This window comes from Psychrobacter sp. JB193 (assembly GCF_002285555.1).
Taxonomy (GTDB): domain Bacteria; phylum Pseudomonadota; class Gammaproteobacteria; order Pseudomonadales; family Moraxellaceae; genus Psychrobacter; species Psychrobacter alimentarius.
Genome location: NZ_NRGY01000001.1, coordinates 487,969 through 510,578 on the forward strand (window position 1 = coordinate 487,969; position 22,610 = coordinate 510,578).

A 22,610-nucleotide genomic window follows, 5' to 3' on the forward strand; every position below is an offset into this window, starting at 1 on the left:
ACTGAGATTAATGCCACTGAATAAACGTTTAACGTAAGCAGTAAGTCGTAGCTTATCATAATAGTGTGAGTACCTATCCTAACAGATGCTGTGTCATGAAAATCCATTTATCCAATATAACAACCTCACCCATATTGGGTTAAATTTGCTACAATATGCCCAATTTTGATTTACTATTTGACCGAGTTGTCTATCAACTGATTTTATTACTATATTGAGAGAACGTTATGGGTTTTAATTGCGGCATCGTCGGCCTACCAAACGTGGGTAAATCTACCCTGTTTAATGCCTTGACCAAAGCGGGTATCGCCGCTGAAAACTTTCCATTTTGTACCAAAGATCCCAACACAGGTATCGTGCCTGTGCCAGATCCACGTCTAAAAAAACTGGCTGACATCGTCAATCCTGAGCGCATATTGCCAACGACGATGGAGTTTGTTGATATCGCAGGTTTGGTCGCAGGTGCCTCAAAAGGCGAAGGTATGGGTAACCAGTTCCTAGCCAATATCCGTGAGACCGACGCGATTGCACATGTGGTGCGTTGTTTTGATGATGACAACGTCGTGCACGTTGATGGTCGTGTCAGCCCTATTGATGATATCGAAACCATCAACACTGAGTTGGCATTGGCAGATTTAGAAGCGGTTGAACGTGCCATACTTAACTTAACCAAAAAAGCCAAAGGCGGCGATAAAGATGCGAGCGCCATGCTCGATGTGTTCAAAAAGATTGAACCACTATTGGCAGAAGGCAAAGCCGCGCGTGCAGCCAATCTTGATGATGATGAGAAAAAACTCATCAGAAGCTATGGCTTGATTACACTAAAGCCAACCATGTATATTGCTAACGTCTCTGAAGATGGCTTTGAAAATAATCCGTATTTAGATGCCGTCCGTAACTACGCCACTGGTGAAGACTCTATCGTCATCGCGCTTTGTAACCAAATTGAATCTGAAATTGCCCAACTCGATGAAGACGACAAAAAGGACTTCTTGGCTGAGATGGATATGGAAGAGGCCGGTCTTGATCAGGTAATTCGTGGCGGCTATGACCTGCTTGATATGCAGACTTACTTTACCGCTGGTGTCAAGGAAGTACGCGCATGGACAGTTGCTATTGGTGCTACTGCCCCGCAAGCCGCTGGTGTAATTCATACGGACTTTGAGCGCGGATTCATTCGTGCTGAAGTCATTGCTTATGATGACTTTATTGAATATAACGGTGAAAAAGGTGCGGCTGCCGCTGGTAAGTCACGCCTAGAAGGCAAAACCTATATCGTACAAGATGGTGATGTGATGCACTTTAGATTTAACGTGTAATATACCTTGTCTTAAACGTAAAAACCAATGTAGAGCAATCTATGTTGGTTTTTTTTATGGTTTATATGTTATATTATAACGTAACAAACTAGTAACTTTCATCCACCTACTTTTATATCTTTAAAGGCATTTTCCATGATAGCGCTTACCCCTACTCACTCTAAAACGGCTCTACTTTGCGTGGCTTTTCTATTGGCAGGCGCAGGCTGTGAACAAAAGACCGAGTCTTCGCAAGCTCCTAGTGAAGCGACAACGACAGAGGACGTCCATGCTGAGCACGAAGACCACGACCATGAAGAGCATGACCACGAACACAGCCACGACGAGCACGATCATGCAGGACATCATCATGACCATGCAGACATGACAACCTATAACTGCCAGCCTGAACAAACCATTGAAGCTCACTACGATCCTGAAGATAGTGCACAGCCTGCCACAAGCGCCCACTTATTGATCGATGGGGTTGAGTATGATCTAACCGCAATGACCTTACCTCAAAATAATAGTACTGGTGCTGCGTATGAGACCGATATTGGTATTGCGAATGATGCTGGTATGACATGGCAGTTGAATGCTGACGCCACCAAAGCGGTATTGAGAAATAAAACGTTGGATGGCAGTGTCGCTACAGAGGCTGAAGCCGTGTTGTTTGATTGCCAAAAAGCAGACAGCTAAGGTGTATTCTTAAACATATAGAACTAAACCCTTAAAATGCGTCGTTGTCTGGTTAAAATCAGGCAGCGACAACAGATGAACCCGTGCGACTATTTTGCTATGCTAAGAAGCAATAGAACAAATACTGTCCGTTCATCACTGGGATTATAATAATAATGTCTAACCACCTATCGTTCTCATCTACCACCACACAATGGTCACACTTACTCAGCGCTCAACGACTTGGTTCAACCAAAACGCCTAAAGCTGGTGAAACCACCCGCTCCCACTTTCATAAAGATTACGACAGACTGGTTTTTTCTCACTCTTTTCGCCAGCTCAATCAAAAAACCCAAGTTCATCCATTGACCAATCAGCTTGGCATTCATACTCGCTTGACCCATTCACTTGAAGTCTCTTGTATCGGACGCTCTTTAGGTATGATGGCGGCAGAAAAACTACATGACCAATTAAGCAGTGGTCTCCCTGCTGGAGTCTCCCCTGCTGACGTTGGCGTTATTGTACAAGCCGCCTGTCTTGCTCACGACATCGGTAACCCGCCCTTTGGTCATGCGGGAGAATACGCCATTCGTGATTGGTTTCGACAACCCAATCCTCAAGCCATTTTGCAAAACCTAAGCATGAATGAGCAACTGGATCTATTAGCATACGAAGGCAATGCACAGGGGTTTAGACTATTGGTGCGCAACGAGCATCATCCTGATAAAGATGGCATGCGGCTGACTTGTGCCACACTAGGTGCTTTTATGAAGTACCCTTGGCTTGCCACTCACAGTAACGATGTTAATAACCCCAATATGGCCAGTAACGTACAAAAATTTGGCTGTTTTAATAGCGAGTCAGCACAGTTAGAAGTACTGGCTGCAACGTTACACTTACCTCGCTCAGAGCAGCACGATGGCTTTGCCCGTCATCCGCTGGCGTATTTGCTAGAAGCAGCTGATGATATTTGTTACGCCTTGATTGATTTAGAAGATGGCATCAATTTGAATATGCTTACCTATACCGATGTGGCCAGTATCTTTTATGAGTTAATCGGCGAACGCCCTAGCGATATTCAACTACCAGCCTATATGTCGGTCAGACAAAGTTTGGCTTCATTACGTGCGCGCGCCATGATGCGTCTGGTCAATACCGTGACCGATGCTTTTGTCGATAATAATGACGCTTTGCTGGCTGGCAAGCTGCACGGTAGTTTGTTCGATCATTGTGAAGCAAGCGTGCAAAATGGCATCCATCAAGCCAAACAACTGGCACGTGAGCAGATATTTAATCACCCAAGCAAAGTCAGAATGGAGTTAATGGCAAATAAATGCTTACATCGTCTACTAGATGCCTTTATGCCACTTGCTTGGACAAGCAATCAAACGGCACCCATATCATTCTCTATGTCCTTTGAACAACAGCGCCTACTTAGATTACTTCAACCCCATCTTGATGAGCATCACCGCGAACTTACAGACAATCATTATCATAATATCTTAAATATATTGGATTTTGTTACAGGTATGAATGATCATGAAGCGTATCGTTTGGCGCAAGAGCTACAAGGGCATTGGGGAACCATGGTGTAGTGCATACCAGTTGAACGGATTAAAACAATTTGCGTATTTCAGTCGTATTTGTGCGCTGAAATGAGTATGATAAACCCCTATCGGATAATTTTGAACCATTATGAGCAGTCGCGAACAAAAGAAACTTCAGACTCGGCACGCCTTTTTTAATGCAGTGCTCGATCTGTGTATGACAGGACAGTCTTTTAGCTCTATTAGCCTCAGGCAGGTAACCCGTGAGGTAGGGGTTGTGCCAACTGCATTTTATCGACATTTTGATGATATGGAGTCGCTAGGTCGTGCGCTTGTGGTAGAAGAGCTGGGCGGTACGTTGGCCATATTGAGCGACAGCTTACAAATAGGCCGCAAACGCAGCTTTGATCGCCAAATTGCAAAAAGTATTCAGCTGTTTTTGTATATGGTCAGCGATCAGCCTTATTATTGGCAATTTTTAGTCAGTGAGCGTTATGGCGGCTCAGAAGCCGTGCGCAAAGCCATCAATGAGCTGGTTAAAAAACACGCACACAGTTTAGCGGAAGATTTGGCGCTGCAGCCAGCCTTTACTCACATCAATGGGTATGACCGTCGCTTATTGGCTGAAGCGGGTGTCAATATGTTCTTTTCTTGGATCATCGACTGGCTAGAGCTGACCTATACAGAAGATCATGACGATGAGGTCGATTTGAATGAGATTGAAGAGAATAAGCATCTCATGCTACATAACTGTACTCGCCAAGCGCAGATGCTGTTTTATGGTGCTTATAACTGGAAGTCGAGTGAAGAGACTCGTTTGAAAGATTAATCATTGGCTTTTTGATACCTGTCAAAAACTGGGTCTAAAAGCCCAAAGGCGCTGTGTCACTATCTCAATGGTCTTAGCTTTTTCATTGTTATCAGTACCACTATTATTAGTATTGCCATTACTACTTTCTACAGCGCTGACGTCAGTTGGCGTTTTGCTAATCAGTACGGTTGCGAAGCGTTGTCTGGTTTGACCGATACTGCCACTATCGGTGGCCGTAATCAGTGCCAAAAATGCCTGACTGTCCACTGCTAATAAGGTCGAAAGATCTTTACGCTGCGCGTCATCCAAACTGCTCAACACGGGTAATTGCCACAGATCATCGATGGTTGCGATTGCCTGCTTCGATCTCATATCGACCAGCCCTTGCATCTGCTCACTTGTAGCACCGTCCATTAAGGCAGCTAGCAACACAGGGCTGGCTGTATTCACATTCACTGGTACAAAGTAAGGTACCGCCGTAATATACGGACGCAGTGTCTTTAATGCCTCAGCGGTGATGCCTCGTACCTCTTGCAACTGATCGACACTTACAAAAGACTGATTTGGTAAGATCGTATTCGATTGCTGCGTATACACCGCATCTTCAGCACCGCCATCTTTATATACCTCACTGTCGCTGTCTTGATAATCAAGTACCGCAATAGCAATATCAGGCTCTAGATTTAATTGAGTCAACAGCCTTTGAAACATGGCGACAGCGGCTGTATCAACCGCGCCATTTTGATACAAATTATTAATATTAAAGCGGCTAGCCTCATCACGCACTTCGATACCAATACTATGACCACCCAAGGCGTATGGCGGTATCGGCTGTGCCCAAATATCCTGTGCGCTGTCCGTATCATTCAGCTTATTATCAGCACGAATCATGGTAAGCGCTAATTGCTGACCAGCACTAATATCTTGTAGTAATTGATTTTGATCAAACAACAAACCACTGCGCCTAATAGCAATTTTTTGACTGGCAAGCATGGCACCTGCGACCACAGTGATACTGACGACCAATAGTAAGATAGTCAAGAGCGCTACGCCGCGCTGAGAATGCGCTGTCATTGACATAAGTGGTGGCCTTGGTTATTGATCCTGTGGTACGTTTTTAACGTTACCTTCTCAGTTGATATTATCTTCTCAATCACTATTCTCTACGCCATCATTGGAGCCACTTTGAGCGTCGTTGCCAGTACGGTCGCTGTTATTATTTTGGTCGTCAGGAAGGTTTTGGTCATTAGAAGGGTTTTGATTGTTACTGGCACTTTTATAACTACGTGGTAACGGCTGAGGGGCAAGCGCCCATTGCCAAGTGATTGGCATATCTTGATAAGTGAAACTAACAGCCGTGCCTTTTGGTAGTAAAGGCAATTCAGACTTCGCGCTGCCATCAGTATTTATCTGCGTAGCGCTACTATTCACACTACTATTACTGTTGTTTTCATTAGGGAATTTGGTGCTTAACTCTGGTAAATAGGCTTGCCAACGTCCATCAGTCACGCCTTCAAGCAACACGCTATCTAAGCTGATACTGTCACGTTCACCGCCTAGGCTAGTGTATTGACGGCGAATCAAGCGCTCATCTACAAAAACGTATTCGACATGCTGGATACTGGCACTGCTTTGATAACGCGGATCAGGATCGGCATAGCGTACAAAGCTGACATGCTCACCATCCAAACTCATAAAAGGCTCTGGCGCTTTCTCGTTGGCTTGGCTATCCGCGTTGAGACTGTTATTTGCAATATTATCTGACTGAGCATCAAGTGCTTGGTAAGGGATGATCTGACTCATGTCTTGCTGTAACTGCAAATAGGCATATTGCAACACGGCCAAATTATCGGCATGAAATTGTGACCGCTCACGAGCGCGATTGACACTATCAAACACTTGCCATCCTGCCACCGCTAGCATAGCAAATATAGCCATAGCCACCATGAGCTCAAGCAGAGTGAATCCATGCTGATGCTTCATAGGCCGTCCCCTATTTGTCCTAACGTATCTGCGCTCTGACTACTCATATTACCCAGATCCAAACTGCCCATGTCTTGCTCAGGATTGCTTAAGATCACATCAATATCTGTCACGACGTTACGCGTCTGTCCGTCCACCATAGGGGCAACAGCGATATTTACTTTTTTTAGTGCAGGTGTGATGGCATTACTGACTGTAATCACCACTTGCCAATCACGACCTTGAGCATTGATCGTCTGCGTACGATTTGCGGTTAGCCATGTCTTTTGAATATGTAAATCGGCTGCTGTATTTTGTGCGACGAAGTGGGCCAGTGTGCGAGTACGCAATGTATCGACAGAGCTGAGATACGCACTACTTGCACGGCTCGCAGCAACAGCAACCACTGCCAAAATGGCTAAGGCAACCATGACTTCGATCAGAGTAAAGCCACGCTCGTGTTTGGATCTAGAAGGTGCTTTCTTGATAACAGCAGGAGATGATTTGGATAAAGGAGCCATCAATTATAACTCCTGCCCGATCATCATACTACCATCAGGCATAATCGTAATCACCTCCCCCACCAAACGCGAATCATGAATCACTTCAATGGTCACTGGTGTCGCTTGCCCAGTACCAAACCATAATATCTGTGGTACGGCTTGACTGGCAAACCAAGGTTGTAGTGTCTGATTTTGATTCGTATTTGGTACGTTACCAGAGTCCAAACTCTGTATCCGCAGACTGACGTCAGTAGGCAGCTCAGGCAAGCTGACCTCTGGCTCAACTTCCCAGCTCGGCGTAGGCTGTTGTTCACCAATCATACCGGACATACTTGTCAGGTCTGACGATAACTCCATCGCATTTTTAGGACGACTGTCCATACTATTGGAGGTGATTTCAGGTGTTTGATAAGCAATATAAGCGTTTGATAAAGTGACAATCACAGGCGCAACCTGACCTTGCTTATCAGCTTGCAAGCTTAGACCCATTGGTTGCATACGCTCCGCTGATAACAGTCGAACATAGCTTAATGAATCGGTAAGATGTTCATAAAATGCACGGTTTTTGCGAGATTCACTACTACCAACGGATAAGCTCATCATGCCAGCAAAGATGGATAAAATAACCACGACAACGACAATCTCAACCAAAGTAAACCCTGATTGTGAGCCTGGTAAATAAAGCAGACGAGAAGCAGGCGCGTAAGGATTTTTTTGCAAAGAGTGTTTATCAGAATAAGGACAATCTAACGGATTGATACCTGTTGTATCATATGACAGACTTTTATGGATTAAGGCAGTATAGTCACTGGTCGCTGAGCTGGACTGGGTCTTGGCAGTGACCGTCATATTGCACCTATAAGCCCATAATAAGCAGGTTGTTGTGTATACAATGGTATGAGTAGCAGTACGCTAAAAGAACAGAATAGCATGTGTCGCCATAGCCTGTACGACGACACAGATTCTTGCACGCGCTCATTTATATGATTAACGCGTTAAAAAAGATATTAATAACTGGTGTTGCGGTGCTCTTCTGACTCAGTATCGATTTGCTCTACCAGCTCTTGCATGTCCTCATCCATCACTTCATCCTCATGAGCAGGATAGTGACTTGGCAGTTCAAGCATTTGCTGCACAAAAGCATAACGTAGGGTATCACGGCGACCCAAATAGCGCTGATAGAAGCTCGAGTTCAACAATCCTGCTCCACCTTGACCCATTGCCCAAATAGAAGATAAATAATCACGAGTACTTAGGCTACTGTGTTCGTCTTTTAGATAAGCACTAATGATGTCAATCAAACGCTTCATACGTTGACGGCGAATATCATATAACTCGCCAAACAAGCGATTGAGACCCGTTACTGATGCCGCCAAGCGTTCTTCAATTTGATTGAGTAACATCGCTTTTTGTGGATTAAATAGCTGCTGAAAAATCATTCGTGCCACGCCTGCCGATGGACAGTCGTCAATACGGTTAATTGCAAACAGCTGCTCCTCATAACGAATGATAATACGCAAATAAAGCTCATCTTTACTGGAAAAATGCTTATATAGTGTGCCTTTAGCCAAATCAAGCTGGTCTGCCAAACTGTCTAAAGTGATATCACCATCGCCCGACTCAAGTAGCAGTTGCTCTGCCATCGCTAAGATATTCTCTTCTCGTGCTTTGAATTGGTGCTGACGACTCATAATATCTCCTAAAACCTGACAAGATTGGACATACGACCGTTGTTTGGATTAGAGCATGGGCAATGCAAGTATAAATCTATACAAAGACGGCTCAAAAACGACAACAGAGGATATGCTTATATTTGCGAAATAGTGACTAACAACCATAGAGTTATACTTGTCATTTGAATGGCTTAGCACTTGAGGTTTCAAGGCTAGCTGATAAATGACTGATTGGTCATAGCATAACGATTTTAATGATACTGTGCCAGTAAATTTTCAAAGTTTTTTGCAGTTAGTTTGCCTACCTCTTCGGCACTACAGCCATACATATCTGCGATATAAGCTGCCACATAGGGTACATAAGCGGGTTCATTCGGTCTACCACGCTTGGGTACGGGCGCTAGATAAGGGCTGTCCGTTTCTATAAGTACTCTGTCTTTAGGCATTTTTCGTGCCGCGTCCTGAATCATTTGAGCACTCTTAAAGCTTACAATACCTGAAAATGAGATATAAAACCCCAAATCCAATGCCTGTTTTGCGGTTTCCCAATCTTCAGTAAAGCAGTGAATAATGCCATGTTCAGCGCCCTCACTTTTTAGGATATCGATGGTGTCTTTTTTGGCATCACGCATATGTATCACGAGTGGTTTCTTTAAATGTTGGCTGGCATGAATATGACGAGCAAGGCTGGCTTGTTGCTCTTTTTTGTTTTCAGTCGACCAGTAATAATCGAGCCCTGTCTCTCCTATGGCCCATACGTAATCGTTGCTGGCCGTCTCTATCAGTCGCTCAACGGTCGCTGATTGCAAGACCTGAATGTCTTCACAAGGATGGATACCCACACTCATACCCAGATTGAGCGTCTCATTGTTATAGGTGCTAACAATCTTGGCAATATCTTCATATTCATCAAAATCACACATGATCGCCATCGCACGAGTGACATTAGCGGCTTTCATCGCATCTATTGCGCCAGACAATTGACCATCGTATTTGGTTAAATCTAAACGATTCAGATGGCAATGGGTATCAGTAAACATATACTCTCTCGTTAATAAAAATGGATAAATAGCAAAATTGAGTTAAAAATTAAAAATGTTATGGGTATGTATTGCTCTAAAGACAGCTGTTTTCAAGTAAATTAAAAGTACCTTATTTATCAAGCCTATTTATAACTACTTAAAATCATAACGACTTGAAATCAGTGCAATGGTACGACGCGCATCACCTCTTCTATGGTGGTCACTCCTTCGCTAATACGTTTTGCGCCAGACAAACGCAGTGGTTGTACGCCTTCTCGGTAGGCTTGCTGTTTGAGCACGTCCAAATTGGCATCAGCCGCGACCAGTTTTTTTAACTCATTGGATAAGGGCATGATTTCGTACAGACCCACACGACCCTGATAACCGGTGTGACGACAGTGCTCGCAACCTTGCGCCGTATAGATTTGAGCAGGCAGTGCCGCACGCCAAGGCTGAACTAGCTCTTGCCACTGAATGGCAATCTCGCTATCAGGCGCCACGTCTACTGCTTGCTTACAGTGTGGACATAGCGTCCGTAATAAACGCTGAGCCATCACTCCTAAAATAGTCGCTGACGTTAAAAACGGCTGGATGCCCAAATCGTGTAGACGAGTAATCGAGCTTGGCGCATCATTGGTATGTAATGTCGATAGTACCAAATGACCAGTCAGAGAGGCTTGTACTGCCATATTTGCCGTTTCGGCATCACGAATCTCACCCACCATAATGATATCAGGGTCTTGACGCATTAATGAGCGAATACCATCTGCAAAATGCAGCTCGACGCCAGGATTGACCTGCATTTGGTTAAAGGCTGGTTCAATCATCTCAATCGGGTCTTCAATCGTACAGACGTTGACTTGCTCAGTGGCTAGCTGCTTGAGCGTACTGTATAAAGTGGTTGTTTTTCCTGAGCCTGTCGGACCTGTAACCAAGATAATACCGTTAGGATTGGCAGTCAACTCATGCCATGTCTCAAGCTGCTTGCCAGATAAGCCAAGCTGAGCAAATGAGCGTACCAATACTTCAGGATCAAACACGCGCATGACCAATTTTTCACCGAAAGCTGTTGGCATGGTCGATAAACGTAGCTCAGTCTCCAACCCCTTTGGCGTACGGGTTTTAAGGCGACCATCTTGCGGTTTACGCTTTTCAGCAACATTAAGTCGCCCTAAGATTTTAATACGTGCCGTCACTGCCACTATAATTGCCAGCGGCATCTCATAAACGGTATGTAACACACCATCAATACGAAAACGCACCTTACCTGTCTCACGACGCGGCTCTAGATGAATATCACTGGCGCGTTGCTCAAAAGCGTACTGCAATAGCCAATCAACCACTCTGACGATATGCTGATCATTGGCATCGGGGTTGGTGTTGTCACCCAGTTGCAATAATGCCTCGACATTGGTGACGTCCGCTGCCGCCCGTTTATGGACACTATTTGCCCCAGCAATCGCTTGGGTTACTTGATAGAACTCTCGTCGATAGCGATGAATCTGGTCAGGACTGATATAAACCGTGCGATAGTTTCTAGACTTAACGAGCTTTTCAATATTTGCTTGCCAGTCCGTATAAAATGGCTGATCTGTCCCAATGACCACTTCATCATTCTTCACTTCAATTGGTAAGATATGCTGCGAGCGTGCATATTCAAAGGACATCAACTGAGTCGCAGCAGGGACATCCACTTTTAAGGGATCAATACGAACCAGTGTCATACCTGCTTTGCTGGCCAACCACTGATTCAACCACGCAAGGGTCAACTTGGTCTCAGCGTTTGGTTCAAGGGCATGACCATTTGGTAAACCAAACTCACTGATGGTAATCAATGGATGCTGCGCTTTATCACGACGACTGGTAATAACTAGGTTGTAACCGCGCTGATCAATGACTTTATCTGCCAACAACTCATCGAGACACCAACGCAGATCAATCACTATCGAATAATTTTGAACAGACATATTTTTCTTCTTGTATTATTGGCAACGAATTTCGGTAAAGATATGAATGTAAATAGAGACAAATGTCAGTTTAAAGCTTTATCAATCACTACTCTATCATTCACAAGCGACTAATAAGTAAGTGCGACGAGGCGATTCTAGCGCTACACACTCACCTCTACCACATCAGTTATTTGTAAATGCTTTGATTCTATCAACCGAAACGTTACATCGATAGACTTATAACGCATCACAAACGCCGTTTTTGTATCATCACGGCGGTAGGCTGGACGTGGGTCTTGAGCGATAAGCGCTTTAATCGCATCCATATCAGAGACCAGCAACTGGTTCTGTATTTGATGAATATGCGCGGCGACTGTATTAAGCTCTGCCCCAGTGGCGTTATCGGTACATTGTTTGTTCTGCTCGATATTCACCAAACCCATGAACTGCTCGTGAGCAGATTCAGTGATCATCACTTCCGACAGTATGGGGGCTGATGGAGCAAAGCCACTTTCTGCGTGCACAATCGCATCACTATAAGCGACATAGGGTTTGATATCGATGATTGGCGTGGCATCGATCATATCGGCTCCGCTAATAACCAGTAATACGCGTCCTTCTAAGATCTCAATACGTTCAAGCTTAACAACAGACAATCCTAAGGCAGAAGGCCGATACATACTACGACTGGCGAATACACCTATTTTTTGATTACCACCGAGCCTAGGAGGACGTACTTGCGGGCGAAAACGGGTGTCTGTTTTATCACGACTATTGTTTTTATTAATATAGTTGTGATGAAAATGCCAACTGATCCAAATATGACTAAACGCCTCCATACCAATAAAAGCGGCCGGATCATCATAAGGCGCTAACATTTCAATAATACTGGTCAGTGCTACCAAGTTTGGCTGTCTTGGCGCACCAAATTTTTGCGTCAGCGGCGCACGATGATAGCCAATAATTGGTGCGTGATAACCATCACTTTGAGACGCATTTTCACTAGACATAAACCTACTCCGTAAATAACCGTGCTCTTTTATCAAGCAAAACTGCCCAATCTTACAAAATTACTCGCTAACGATATTCCATTTTATCATGCTGCATTGCTGCTACTGGACGGATTTTTATTTTAAAGTTTGGTATTATGAGCGAGCACTTCGATGACAGCCGTTTAATTGCTTACCTTTCTATAGACCTTCAAGCCACCTCTACATACTGACAACATCACATAAAATGTTAGAATAGCGCTCAGATTTTGGTCAATGAATATGTGATATTAGTGAACGCTTGCAAAATTGATGTTTTAAAAACAACAATTTATACCGTCATCAAGGCTCGATACCTTTTTATCATTTTAATATCATTTATCATTTTTAATGTAACATTGAAAAAAATACATTTAATACTCATTTAATTTAACGACACAGATAGCAACTTATTGACGAGGACTTTATGTCAAAACTTCGCACCGAAACGGTCACTGAGGTTCATCATTGGAATGACTCTCTATTTAGTATCAAAACCACTCGTGACGACGGCTTACGTTTTCGTAATGGCGAGTTTGCGATGATTGGAATCGTTGTCGATGGCAGACCGCTATTACGCGCTTACTCAATTGCCAGCCCTAACTACGAAGATCATTTGGAATTCTTTTCTATTAAGGTTCCAGACGGCCCTCTGACCTCACGCTTACAGCATATCAAGGTTGGCGATGAGTTATTGGTCAGTAAAAAACCCACTGGTACGCTTGTATTAGACGATTTGTTACCGGGCAAACATTTATACATGCTCTCAACAGGAACGGGCATGGCACCGTTTTTGGCATTGGCGCGTGATCCTGAAGTCTATGAGCGTTTTGAAAAAATAATTCTGGTACATGGGGTACGTAACGCAGAAGACTTGGCTTATCGCGACATGTTCGAGAACGAGCTTCCTAATGACGAAATCTTTGGCGAATGGTATCGCGAAAAATTCATCTACTACCCTACCGTTACTCGTGAAGAATTTAGAAATCAAGGTCGTGTGACGGATTTGATGAAATCAGGCAAGCTTTTTGAAGATATTGGATTGCCACCAATCAATAAAGAGGATGACCGTGTTTTGATATGCGGCAGCATGCCATTTAACGCAGATGTTTCAACCATTTTGGATGATTTTGGTTTGACCGTATCACCACGTATGGGTGTACAAGCAGACTATGCTGTTGAACGTGCGTTTGTTGGATAATAGGTATTTTGGTAAATCAGTCGAAAATAATTTAAAATAATTCTTGACGGCTAAAAATAGGCTGCTATAATACGCAGCCTATACAGAGTTAACCCTGTAGCCCAATTCGATAATCTCTATTCTACATTAGATGTTATCTCCTTACATGCCAGTGTGATGGAATTGGTAGACATGACGGATTCAAAATCCGTTGCCTTTAAAAGCGTGTCGGTTCGAGTCCGACCACTGGTACCATATAGCAGTCTGTAGTTGTACGACGATGACCAATAAGCCCATACGTGATAAGCGTTTGGGCTTTTTTGTTGTCTGTATATGTCTGTACTTGTCTGTTGTAAACCGAGATTATTAACAGTAAACTTGCCAGTAATTGCCGTTTTTACTGTTTTTACTATTAGGATTTACTGTTATGGCTCGCATCACTAATCCGCTGACCAATACCGAGGTGGCGAAAGCTAAGCCAAAAGATAAGCCGTATCGATTGTATGACGGTAATGGTCTAGTGCTCAATGTTGCAAAGTCAGGTACCAAGACTTGGTATTATCAATACAGTCGTCCCTACACTGGTATCGCTGATATGTTCAAACTTGGTCGGTACCCTGCTCTATCTTTAGCTGATGCTCGCAAAAAACGTGCTGAGTGTGATGTGCTGATTGAAAACAATGTTGATCCAAAGACGAATAACAAAGATCAGATAACTTCTGAGCGCAATAAAATAGCAAACGATTTTAAATCGGTTTTCAATGAGTGGCTATCTACCAAAAGTTATAGCTCAGGCACGTTAGAAAAAATGCAGAGTTACATCAGTGAGGTTTTGATTGTGATTGGCAATAAGCCAGTAAGCGATGTCACCACTGCCGACTGTTTGGCTGTGCTGCGCAAAGCTGAAAAAGCAGGTCATCTTACCAAACTGCAAAAAATGCGGACGATGATAAGCCAAGTCATGGCCTTTGCTATTGCAACTGGTCGCACTGATAACAATCCAGCCTTGCATCTACGAGGTGTATTCAAATCAGCGGACACACGCCATAATCCCGCCATACTTGATGAACCTCGCTTGACTGAGCTTGTGCAATGTATTGACGGCTATCATGGCCACCTTGTGACAAGAAAGGCGCTAGAATTTGCCTTGCTTACTTTTGCGCGCCCTGGCGAAGTGCGCCACTTAAAATGGGTCGACGTTGATTTTGAGCAAGCAACATGGACTTACACGCCATCAAAAACAATGAAGTCAACCAAAGTTAAAATGGTCACGCCATTATCTAGCCAAGCATTACAAATATTGGCTGAGATGCGTGAGTATAGAGATAGTGAGCTTGCTTTTCCGTCGGTGATCAATGCTTCGCGTCCATTATCAGAAAACACATTAAATCAGGCGCTTAGGCGCATGGGTTTTGTGAGTAGTGAACAGACAAGTCATGGATTCCGCGCTATTGCTCGAACGCTATTAGAAGAAAAATTTAAGTTTGACTATCGCATTATTGAAATGCAGTTAGGGCATAGCGTGAGAGACAGCAACGGACGTGCTTATAATAGAGTGCAGTTTTTAGAAGAGCGACTTGATATGATGCAAAAATGGGCTGACTATCTCGACAGCTTGAAATCAACCACCGATTAATGCTCGGTAGTTAATTTTAGGCACAAAAAAAGCCCCGCCAAATTAATGACGGGGCACAGGGTAGACCTATTCAAATGCGGCTAAGAAACAACCAAACTATCCAAAAAGTTAACCGCATAATCAGCAATAGCATCATCTTTATCTGTGCCGTTGATTATCTTACGTGCTTGGATAAACTCAAAGTACAGACCATACGTGATGCAACGTGATAACGATAGACCGGTGAACAAACCACCTAACATACCAGCGATCATAATATCGGCCGCATGTTTTGGCTGCATTGCCAAATCAGGGTTGTTAACCAAGTCTATATTTAGCAACTTACCCATTTTGACGTAGTTTGATAGCCATGTTAATTGCACATAGCCACGCCCATAATAGATATGAGGCAGCCCTTCATAGCGCGAGCCGTCAATATCTACATTGCTTCCATACTTGCGACCACGGCCTTTACCGTACTCAGCAATGGGTAACATGGTATGTGCTGTCTCATGCCATGCAGTGGCGAGCATATAGGCGATAAATGCTGGTGTGATAGCGTCACTATTGTATTTGTTGATTGCATCTAATACCGCATTGAATCCATCGACTTGTGATTGTTTGAAACTGCCAAAGTGCGCGCGCAGCTTGTCCCAATCATAACCAACTTGCTTAGAGCTACAAAGCAAAGCGGCCTGTGAATCACCACCCCAAAAACCATCGGGCGTTTCATTCAACTGTGCTTGCAGTCGTCTTGTCGCTGATAGCGCTCGATTGTGCATCTTGAGTTGATGAGAGTTCATCTGTCTAGACATTTTCAGCTCCAAAAAAAGCCCCAATTAAGGGGCGTGTTGTTTGTCTTTATTACGTTCAAGTCGCTGTGCTGCTGCTCGCTTGCTAAAAATGCAGGTCACAACCACAAAGGCGACGACGAGAACCGCGCGACCAAGCGTGTAACTCCATGCACCCTGCCACCCGTTATTATCGGACAGCCAAGGCGGGTATCGAGATATGACAGCAAATGCTTTAAAACCAAAGATAGACCAGCCGAGCATAAAGGCGGCTATGGTTAGCGTCTCAGCCTTTGGCGTATAAATGGCACGATTGAACGCGTACATCTTGCAGCTAAGTATGTAAAGACCAAATAAAAAAGCAGTTATGTTCAATATTAAATCAACTAAAATTGGCGTTATCATCATCGCCTCCTTTTGATCGTGATCGTGGCAGACGGTCTGCTACGATGTCGAACCAGCCAAACAATCTGCCTTTGTCACTCAGATAGACCAAAGCACCGCAAACAATAGGTGCGCTTGCTGCTGATGCTACAAACGCCCAAAAGGTTAAAGCTGGTTTTGGGTTGGCTGCATCTTGCGATAGGAGCATACAAAGCGCGATACCAGATAAAAAACCAATAACAATTTTGGCTAACACTGGATGCTTGAGCTGCCTGTCAATGTCATCAATATAAACAAATGATGCCACTAATCCACCACCAAAGCTGAACGCAGCAATGCCATACCAGCTTGGTAAGAATGGGGCACCGTAGACCTGCTGTGCGATTTCAGCGGCTTTTGCGCTAATAGGGTAAGCGATGACGAGGACTGCAATCAGCACCCACCATGCCTGTCTGATGCTTATTTGCATCCGTCACTCCTCAAAAATTTGATAATAAAAAACCCCAGTTAAGGGGTTTTGTTTTGAAAGCGCTGCTAGTTAACAGTCAGACCTTTTGCTTGACAGTATCTTTTTGATAATTCGTACTGTTGCATGACCTCTGCTTGTGTAAAGTGTCGCTCGTAAAAAGACAGCTGTGCTAAATATGCAGCGCCACCGCTTGCGCCGCTCACATTACCAACAAAGTTAAACGTTTCATCGTATTCGAGTGGGCGCATCTCGCTTGTATATGTATCTGTCCAAGCGACATTTAGCGCTGGCACATAGAGTGTTGCAGTTTTTGTTGTCGCATTAACTGTCAAACATGCAAAGTACCATTCGCCCAAATTCACACCAGTATTAAGCGCTGCTGGCATATTTGACGTGCTAAAAATAGAGCCTGATGTTAAATGTATTGTGGGCCTAATACCTTGCGTGCTTGTCGATATAATCCCCATACCTGCGTTATTTGGGTATTTTGGATGCGAGGCGTTGTGATAGTCACCTGCATAAAACTGTGTGCCATTTACCGCGTCACGCTTCATCACTAAAGCAAGCGTAAAGCTCTTAGTGCTGTCACGTACATAGTTTGTTGTAAGGTAATTGACGTTAGCGTTGCCTTGTATGTAGTCAGCCGTAACTGTTGGACTACCTACTGGCGTTAATGTGACCCCTGCTGGCAGCTTAGAGACAACACCGTTTACCGACGGCACTAAAGTCATTGTGCTGTCTGGTAAAAATGGTACGCTGATCGCACCAAGTGGTGAGCTGCCAATATTTAAGTTTTTAAGTCTGATTACTGAACCCATGAGAAGCCCTCTTTTTTAGAAAATAGTACGCACCAGTTGTATAGAGAATACGGATTGCCGTTTTCATCCAGTGTGTTTGAAATCGTGTCGTCTGAGTCACGCAGGTTACCGCGAGCGCCTGTGTTGTAACCCGCATCAGCGCCAGTCGTGCCAAGCGCATAAGTCACCGTTACATCAGACGTTGGTATGGCTGACAGTACAATATTAACTCTGTTATCGCCCTTTAGTGATACGCTAGAGATCGTCAAGTTATTGCCAAGTGCATCTTTGACCGTAAAGCCATAATTACCCGGATTGGTGACCATTGTTGTATCTAGCACAAGCTGGCCTTCTGGCACATGAAAAATAACAGTCACCACTTTACCAGTCCGCATTACTTTCTCAGGCTGTAGAGGTTTCCAGTCTGTGCGTTTGTTTTCAAGCATCCAATCGATTACTTTGCCGAAGTAAGCCCCCATCCACTTATAAGAATTAGCCACCATGTGAACGCCATCATAATAAGTCATCGGATAAGTAGCACAAACCATTTTAATGTATGGATTTTCGTTGGCGCACTCAAGCTGAGCGTATGCAATATCAGGCGTGCTGTTTGGCGTTCTTTTCGTGTGGCTCGATACTTGGTAAGTGAGCATAATTGGCTTTAATGCTGATTGATTGATGTCCGTTTGGTAGTCGTCAAGCAATTTATTTAATGCAGTCTTGTAAGCGTCTTTGCTTAGACCTGTGCTGATATCAGCTTCGCCTTGTACCCACAGCATAAACTGAGTCAAGCAAGAGTCACCACGAGCACTTGCATACTCCCTATATCGCTTAGATTGAGCAACACCAACATTGTAGTTGATAGTGCCCTTTGATAGACCTGCAATAGCGGTTGCGCCGTAACCGTGAGCTGACGGCAGTATTTTGCTTGTTGAGCCGCGAGCATCCAGTGCTTTTTGCAAGTGAATAGTAGCGCCATAAATAGGGTTTTCTTTAAGGTTAGGATTGAGCGCAGGATTAAAAGCAACTAGGCTTGTCGAGGTAAGCGGTAAAGCATTAATGCCTTGCTTAACCGACGACTGCTGACCGTCTTCAATACCCTGATTTGGCACCAAAGCGTTAGGTGATTCGCTGGCAGTCGATACGGTTGTTGCACCTAAACCAAGAGATAAAGATTGACCATAAATAGATACATGAATAATGTCGGTTTCAATGCGGTCGTCTGCACCAATTAGATTATCAGCACCTTTGCCGATATACTGAAAAACGCCATTGTCATCGTAATAGCTTAAGATATTGCCAAAATCATCGGTTATCGGGAATGCGCCAGTTGCAGAGTCATCTTCAAAAATCATCATGCCTTTAGTTGCTATCCGATTTGATGCAATGCCGTCAAAGTTTGCATCGAGATTTTCATCGATGGTCATTAATATATTGTAATCATCGTCAGTTACTGTGAGCAGCTGCTCTAAATCCACTGTTTGCGTTTCAAATGATGTTGCATCTAAGGCTGTCGTTATCGCTGAATCAGTGTACGTCTTTGCTTGCGCAGACGGATTGTAACCACTAAACACCCATTCGCTAGATTGTTTTTGATAGTAGCCATTATTATCAGCAACTGCGTCATCAGTGACTAGCGCATAACTATCATCTACTAGTGCGCTAGACTCCATTAACGCCTTTGTCTTAAACAATGTAGCGTTAAGCGTGCCTTGTTCTAAAATTGTCTTGATTGCTTTTGCTAGCGTTGGATATGTACCACCCAACCTTGTTTCTACGTCTGTACTATCATCGCCATTGACCACCACTTCAAGCGATTCGCTATCCATGCTTGCATCAATCAGCCTTTGCAATGTAATCGGCTCTGCCATTTTTAAAGCTCCCACAAAAAAGCCCACAGTTAAGTGGGCGTTGTTTAAATTATTGGTTTAGGTTATTAAGCCGTTTATGTGATCCGTGTCGTTTTGGTAATACCTATCATCGTAATTGGTGCATGTGAGCTTGTTTGTCATACCCTCGCTTGGTGATTTCTCGGTGATTAGATAAGCATCGCGGTCGGTATCGGCATTGGTAACAAACACCGCTTGCACCACGCTATCTGGCCCCGTGCTAATCTCACCACTTGGCAGTCTTGCAAGCGTCATGCTGTAGTCGTCACGCGCTGTCACCTCGATTGCTTCTACACCGTTGTTGATAGTTTGGATAAACATCGTTTGCGGTGTACCAGCTGCAATATCAATCGGATAATCGGTATGCAGCACAATGTCACTACCGACTGTCTCGATACTTGACACAGTGCCCTGCTGCACGTTTGCACGTAGCTGATCTGCGACTGTGATGCGATTGGTACGCACGACAATGTTGGATTCGTCCCCTGCTGTAAACTCGCATGACTTGTAGACAAAAAGGTCACGGTTGAGTATTCGCATGGCGTGCATATGCGCCTGTATCTTATTGCGGACACCGATTAGCTTTTCTTCGTGAGGATTGACGATGGATTCGCTCGGATAACTCAGCGTCACTGTCGCATCATCGATTGGGTCGGTGTATTCGACTTTGGCGCCATCATAATCACTGTTTACGCCAAACGACTGCGGTGCGCTATAAGTGTCAGGCAATATGTTGTGACTGTTAAAAATTGCTGCTGAACCTGGCACTAATCGCTCAAAGTCCAGCATAATTTTATTACCTTGTCGCTTGGCTTGACTAAATACCGCGCGCGCCACCGTTTGTATCGTCTCCTCTGCTGACAAATTATTGTCATCAAACGTACCGCAAAACTCAGCACATTTTTCAGTGCCGAAATAAGTAACAATGTTATCGACCTCGGTTTTTATCTGAGCAATATCGATTTGAGACAAATCAAGATTGCCAATTTTTGGATCAGTCGCTATGTGCCTGATAATGTCGTCAGCGCGATTTGATAGTTTTAATATGCCAGTTGTCGCATCTGTCACATATCTTTGCACCAATAGTCGTAACTTACGCTCTTTGAGTGATAGAGCGCCCTCAGTGCCAAGCGTTTTACTGAGCACGTTGGTTGTACCTGGCATATAGTCGCTAGCGACCATTGATCGGATGCCATAAAAATCTTTAATCTTTAGCTCGTCAACAATGCCGCCTGAGCTATCCGTGACCACGTTAGATGTTCTTGCTGCTCTCCAGCGTAGGCGCTTACCTTTGACAAAATTAGGGTTATTGATAACAACTGTCTTGTTTGCTGTGGTTCTAATCTTGTTGTCTGTATAAGATGACAAAGAGGTCTGATAACCTTTTTTCATGGCGCCAAATGCAAAACCATCGCTATTAGGTGACTGTATGCTAAATTCCTGAGTAACTAGCGTTCCAGCTACAGGGTTGTTTGAGCTATCGACAATTTCAGACTCAATCTGACCAAATAAGCGCAAGGCGCGCCAAGTAGCATCTGGCTCACCATCGTAGAGTCCTGCTGCTGTGATATTGATGTATGCGCTTTCGTGTTCTTTTAAGTCCGTATAGTGCCAACCCTGCCAAAACGTATCACTCTCAGTTGATAACGTTACCGCGTCAGATTCAACCGTTAAATCAATATTGTCTGCCAATTTCCCCCAGTCACTATTGATAGCCGCTGGATTAGACAAAATTATTTGCTTTTCAGTTACGGTCAATATCTCGTACTGACCGTTAAGTGTGTAAGTAACATCAGTTTCGTCAGGCTCTACGCCCTCAGTAACGCCATTAGCTGACGCTAAGTTGTCCGCGCCCTCAATAAGTATCGTGTCACCTGCTGCAAAGTTATTTCTAAAATCAGCATTGCTCGATGTTTCAATAATATTTGGGTTTTTAAATATCGTTGCTACTGTTAGGTAGCTATCAGGCGCTTGCAGTGTTTGCCCGTTTACCGACGTGTACCGCTTGGCGACTTTGCGTGACCACTCTGCCTCGTCTGCTGTAAATGCTGAGCCAAATTGAAAAGCTGGCGTATCATCAAATGTGGTATCGGGGTCAAAAACCAATACGCTTGAGCCAAATACTTGGTTGATTGGCGTCGTATCGTCGTAAGCCTCAAAGACATGATGCTTGCCACGCCCTACGCGATAAGCAGACATTTCCACCTCTTTATGGTCAATGTACACGCTGTACGTCACCGCAGTTAAATCAGGAAAGCTGTAACCAGTGCCAAAAATATCAGGTATGCGACCACCTAAACGCTGCTTATTCGCTCTAGCTGCCAACGCATTGTTAGGGCTTGGTGCTGCACTGCTATTTTGATTTGGTAGTGTTGGCACTGGCATTAAAAAGGCCGTGGCTACCGCAACCGTGACGGATATAATTAATGATACAACCCACGGCTCTATCACGCCCATCGGCTTAACCACAGCATAGATTCGACCATTTAGGTGCATGATATTATCTACATCGTCAGGCGTCTTAGGCGTGACCTCATCAAGGAAATTGCCATGATATAGCCGTATGTTTTCAGATAAGCCTTGACCACCAAATGCTTCTTTTGATAGCTTCTCAATGTTATTTCCGTAATAAGACTCATGCCTCTGCGGATTCAGCACATCACGAATTACAATCAATTCAACTGAGCGATTAAATAGCTTCATAAAATAACACCCTGTCAAATCCTTGTTTCACTATGTTTAGCGTCTGCCACACCACACCGTGTGGTTCTAAATGCAGCACGCGCCCATCTACCCATAAACCTACGTGCGCCTTGCTCCTTGCCCTGAATAGCACAATGCTGTACTGGCTTGGTTTATCCACTTGCGCAAACTGTCTCAAATTTTGGACATTAAAAAAGCCGCTCGTAAGCAGCTTTGGTGATAAATCTATTTGCCTGTAATGCTTGTAAGCATCTATCAAAAAATGCTCACAGCAATAACGGTCAGCATCGTAAATGATAGAGTCCCACATG

At 44.1% G+C, this 22,610-nt stretch carries 21 protein-coding genes and 1 tRNA gene; 7 read left to right on the forward strand and 15 right to left on the reverse strand.

Annotation, left to right across the window (positions count from 1 at the left end; translation table 11 throughout):
* Positions 1-227 precede the first annotated feature (227 nt).
* The 4 genes from ychF to CIK80_RS01965 all read left to right on the forward strand — a co-directional run bounded on the left by ychF (position 228) and on the right by CIK80_RS01965 (position 4,352).
* Complete coding sequence (gene ychF, locus CIK80_RS01950) at positions 228-1,319, forward strand: redox-regulated ATPase YchF (RefSeq protein ID WP_095568647.1); 1,092 nt, start codon at positions 228-230, stop codon at positions 1,317-1,319.
* A 135-nt stretch (positions 1,320-1,454) separates the two neighbouring features.
* Positions 1,455-1,997, forward strand: coding sequence for a hypothetical protein (locus tag CIK80_RS01955; RefSeq protein ID WP_095568648.1), 543 nt, complete (start codon positions 1,455-1,457; stop codon positions 1,995-1,997).
* Between the two features lie 155 nt (positions 1,998-2,152).
* On the forward strand, positions 2,153-3,571 hold the full coding sequence (locus CIK80_RS01960) for a deoxyguanosinetriphosphate triphosphohydrolase (RefSeq protein WP_179288302.1): 1,419 nt from the start codon (positions 2,153-2,155) through the stop codon (positions 3,569-3,571).
* 100 nt (positions 3,572-3,671) lie between these two features.
* Entirely contained in the window at positions 3,672-4,352 is a 681-nt protein-coding gene (locus tag CIK80_RS01965; RefSeq protein WP_062844261.1) for a TetR family transcriptional regulator, read from the forward strand.
* A 21-nt stretch (positions 4,353-4,373) separates the two neighbouring features.
* Here CIK80_RS01965 and gspK read toward each other — a convergent pair whose 3' ends face one another.
* The 8 genes from gspK to tsaA form a co-directional block, all read right to left on the reverse strand.
* Complete coding sequence (gene gspK / locus CIK80_RS01970) at positions 4,374-5,414, reverse strand: type II secretion system minor pseudopilin GspK (protein ID WP_257011664.1); 1,041 nt, start codon at positions 5,412-5,414, stop codon at positions 4,374-4,376.
* Between the two features lie 69 nt (positions 5,415-5,483).
* Positions 5,484-6,317, reverse strand: a complete 834-nt coding sequence (gene gspJ / locus CIK80_RS01975) for a type II secretion system minor pseudopilin GspJ (RefSeq protein WP_095568650.1) — start codon at positions 6,315-6,317, stop codon at positions 5,484-5,486.
* Positions 6,314-6,817, reverse strand: coding sequence for a type II secretion system minor pseudopilin GspI (gspI, locus tag CIK80_RS01980; protein WP_095568651.1), 504 nt, complete (start codon positions 6,815-6,817; stop codon positions 6,314-6,316). Before gspI ends, gspJ begins: the two co-directional genes overlap by 4 nt.
* A 3-nt stretch (positions 6,818-6,820) precedes the next feature.
* Positions 6,821-7,648 carry a prepilin-type N-terminal cleavage/methylation domain-containing protein gene (locus CIK80_RS01985; RefSeq protein ID WP_095568652.1) on the reverse strand — a complete coding sequence of 276 codons (828 nt, stop codon included), beginning with the start codon at positions 7,646-7,648 and terminating at the stop codon, positions 6,821-6,823.
* A 158-nt stretch (positions 7,649-7,806) separates the two neighbouring features.
* Positions 7,807-8,490, reverse strand: a complete 684-nt coding sequence (locus tag CIK80_RS01990) for a TetR/AcrR family transcriptional regulator (protein ID WP_062844258.1) — start codon at positions 8,488-8,490, stop codon at positions 7,807-7,809.
* 233 nt (positions 8,491-8,723) lie between these two features.
* The gene (locus tag CIK80_RS01995; RefSeq protein WP_095568653.1) at positions 8,724-9,512 is read right to left on the reverse strand and encodes a TatD family hydrolase; all 789 of its coding nucleotides are present in this window, start codon (positions 9,510-9,512) and stop codon (positions 8,724-8,726) included.
* A gap of 161 nt (positions 9,513-9,673) precedes the next feature.
* Positions 9,674-11,461, reverse strand: a complete 1,788-nt coding sequence (locus CIK80_RS02000; RefSeq protein WP_095568654.1) for a GspE/PulE family protein — start codon at positions 11,459-11,461, stop codon at positions 9,674-9,676.
* 143 nt (positions 11,462-11,604) lie between these two features.
* Positions 11,605-12,453 carry a tRNA (N6-threonylcarbamoyladenosine(37)-N6)-methyltransferase TrmO gene (gene tsaA, locus CIK80_RS02005; RefSeq protein WP_095568655.1) on the reverse strand — a complete coding sequence of 283 codons (849 nt, stop codon included), beginning with the start codon at positions 12,451-12,453 and terminating at the stop codon, positions 11,605-11,607.
* Positions 12,454-12,898: 445 nt separating this feature from the next.
* Here tsaA and CIK80_RS02010 point away from each other — a divergent pair, with 445 nt between their 5' ends.
* The 3 genes from CIK80_RS02010 (at position 12,899) to CIK80_RS02020 (ending at position 15,287) form a co-directional block, all read left to right on the forward strand.
* Positions 12,899-13,672: a ferredoxin--NADP reductase gene (locus tag CIK80_RS02010; RefSeq protein WP_062844254.1), complete on the forward strand. Its 774-nt coding sequence runs from the start codon at positions 12,899-12,901 to the stop codon at positions 13,670-13,672.
* A 147-nt stretch (positions 13,673-13,819) separates the two neighbouring features.
* Positions 13,820-13,906: transfer RNA gene (locus CIK80_RS02015), tRNA-Leu, on the forward strand.
* 172 nt (positions 13,907-14,078) lie between these two features.
* Entirely contained in the window at positions 14,079-15,287 is a 1,209-nt protein-coding gene (locus CIK80_RS02020; protein ID WP_095568656.1) for an integrase arm-type DNA-binding domain-containing protein, read from the forward strand.
* An 80-nt stretch (positions 15,288-15,367) separates the two neighbouring features.
* Here the strand turns inward: CIK80_RS02020 and CIK80_RS02025 are convergent, their stop codons facing one another.
* The 7 genes from CIK80_RS02025 to CIK80_RS02055 form a co-directional block, all read right to left on the reverse strand.
* On the reverse strand, positions 15,368-16,081 hold the full coding sequence (locus CIK80_RS02025) for a glycoside hydrolase family 19 protein (RefSeq protein WP_257011665.1): 714 nt from the start codon (positions 16,079-16,081) through the stop codon (positions 15,368-15,370).
* 24 nt (positions 16,082-16,105) lie between these two features.
* A complete protein-coding gene (locus CIK80_RS02030) occupies positions 16,106-16,384 on the reverse strand; it encodes a hypothetical protein (RefSeq protein ID WP_143516769.1) in 279 nt (92 codons plus the stop codon).
* 55 nt (positions 16,385-16,439) lie between these two features.
* Positions 16,440-16,910 carry a hypothetical protein gene (locus tag CIK80_RS02035; protein ID WP_095568658.1) on the reverse strand — a complete coding sequence of 157 codons (471 nt, stop codon included), beginning with the start codon at positions 16,908-16,910 and terminating at the stop codon, positions 16,440-16,442.
* A 65-nt stretch (positions 16,911-16,975) separates the two neighbouring features.
* Entirely contained in the window at positions 16,976-17,728 is a 753-nt protein-coding gene (locus tag CIK80_RS02040) for a LamG-like jellyroll fold domain-containing protein (protein ID WP_095568659.1), read from the reverse strand.
* On the reverse strand, positions 17,716-19,578 hold the full coding sequence (locus CIK80_RS02045; RefSeq protein WP_095568660.1) for a sialate O-acetylesterase: 1,863 nt from the start codon (positions 19,576-19,578) through the stop codon (positions 17,716-17,718). Before CIK80_RS02045 ends, CIK80_RS02040 begins: the two co-directional genes overlap by 13 nt.
* A gap of 57 nt (positions 19,579-19,635) precedes the next feature.
* Positions 19,636-22,299, reverse strand: a complete 2,664-nt coding sequence (locus CIK80_RS02050; protein ID WP_095568661.1) for a host specificity factor TipJ family phage tail protein — start codon at positions 22,297-22,299, stop codon at positions 19,636-19,638.
* Entirely contained in the window at positions 22,286-22,609 is a 324-nt protein-coding gene (locus tag CIK80_RS02055; protein WP_095568662.1) for a hypothetical protein, read from the reverse strand. Before CIK80_RS02055 ends, CIK80_RS02050 begins: the two co-directional genes overlap by 14 nt.
* Position 22,610 lies beyond the last annotated feature (1 nt).

Bases quoted from the DNA above. Each gene is read 5' to 3' on its own strand.
- ychF (WP_095568647.1), top strand. From the start codon at position 228: ATGGGTTTTAATTGCGGCATCGTCGGCCTACCAAACGTGGGTAAATCT.
- CIK80_RS01955 (WP_095568648.1), top strand. From the start codon at position 1,455: ATGATAGCGCTTACCCCTACTCACTCTAAAACGGCTCTACTTTGCGTG.
- CIK80_RS01960 (WP_179288302.1), top strand. From the start codon at position 2,153: ATGTCTAACCACCTATCGTTCTCATCTACCACCACACAATGGTCACAC.
- CIK80_RS01965 (WP_062844261.1), top strand. From the start codon at position 3,672: ATGAGCAGTCGCGAACAAAAGAAACTTCAGACTCGGCACGCCTTTTTT.
- gspK (WP_257011664.1), bottom strand. From the start codon at position 5,414: ATGTCAATGACAGCGCATTCTCAGCGCGGCGTAGCGCTCTTGACTATC.
- gspJ (WP_095568650.1), bottom strand. From the start codon at position 6,317: ATGAAGCATCAGCATGGATTCACTCTGCTTGAGCTCATGGTGGCTATG.
- gspI (WP_095568651.1), bottom strand. From the start codon at position 6,817: ATGGCTCCTTTATCCAAATCATCTCCTGCTGTTATCAAGAAAGCACCT.
- CIK80_RS01985 (WP_095568652.1), bottom strand. From the start codon at position 7,648: ATGACGGTCACTGCCAAGACCCAGTCCAGCTCAGCGACCAGTGACTAT.
- CIK80_RS01990 (WP_062844258.1), bottom strand. From the start codon at position 8,490: ATGAGTCGTCAGCACCAATTCAAAGCACGAGAAGAGAATATCTTAGCG.
- CIK80_RS01995 (WP_095568653.1), bottom strand. From the start codon at position 9,512: ATGTTTACTGATACCCATTGCCATCTGAATCGTTTAGATTTAACCAAA.
- CIK80_RS02000 (WP_095568654.1), bottom strand. From the start codon at position 11,461: ATGTCTGTTCAAAATTATTCGATAGTGATTGATCTGCGTTGGTGTCTC.
- tsaA (WP_095568655.1), bottom strand. From the start codon at position 12,453: ATGTCTAGTGAAAATGCGTCTCAAAGTGATGGTTATCACGCACCAATT.
- CIK80_RS02010 (WP_062844254.1), top strand. From the start codon at position 12,899: ATGTCAAAACTTCGCACCGAAACGGTCACTGAGGTTCATCATTGGAAT.
- CIK80_RS02020 (WP_095568656.1), top strand. From the start codon at position 14,079: ATGGCTCGCATCACTAATCCGCTGACCAATACCGAGGTGGCGAAAGCT.
- CIK80_RS02025 (WP_257011665.1), bottom strand. From the start codon at position 16,081: ATGTCTAGACAGATGAACTCTCATCAACTCAAGATGCACAATCGAGCG.
- CIK80_RS02030 (WP_143516769.1), bottom strand. From the start codon at position 16,384: ATGTACGCGTTCAATCGTGCCATTTATACGCCAAAGGCTGAGACGCTA.
- CIK80_RS02035 (WP_095568658.1), bottom strand. From the start codon at position 16,910: ATGCAAATAAGCATCAGACAGGCATGGTGGGTGCTGATTGCAGTCCTC.
- CIK80_RS02040 (WP_095568659.1), bottom strand. From the start codon at position 17,728: ATGGGTTCAGTAATCAGACTTAAAAACTTAAATATTGGCAGCTCACCA.
- CIK80_RS02045 (WP_095568660.1), bottom strand. From the start codon at position 19,578: ATGGCAGAGCCGATTACATTGCAAAGGCTGATTGATGCAAGCATGGAT.
- CIK80_RS02050 (WP_095568661.1), bottom strand. From the start codon at position 22,299: ATGAAGCTATTTAATCGCTCAGTTGAATTGATTGTAATTCGTGATGTG.
- CIK80_RS02055 (WP_095568662.1), bottom strand. From the start codon at position 22,609: ATGTGGGACTCTATCATTTACGATGCTGACCGTTATTGCTGTGAGCAT.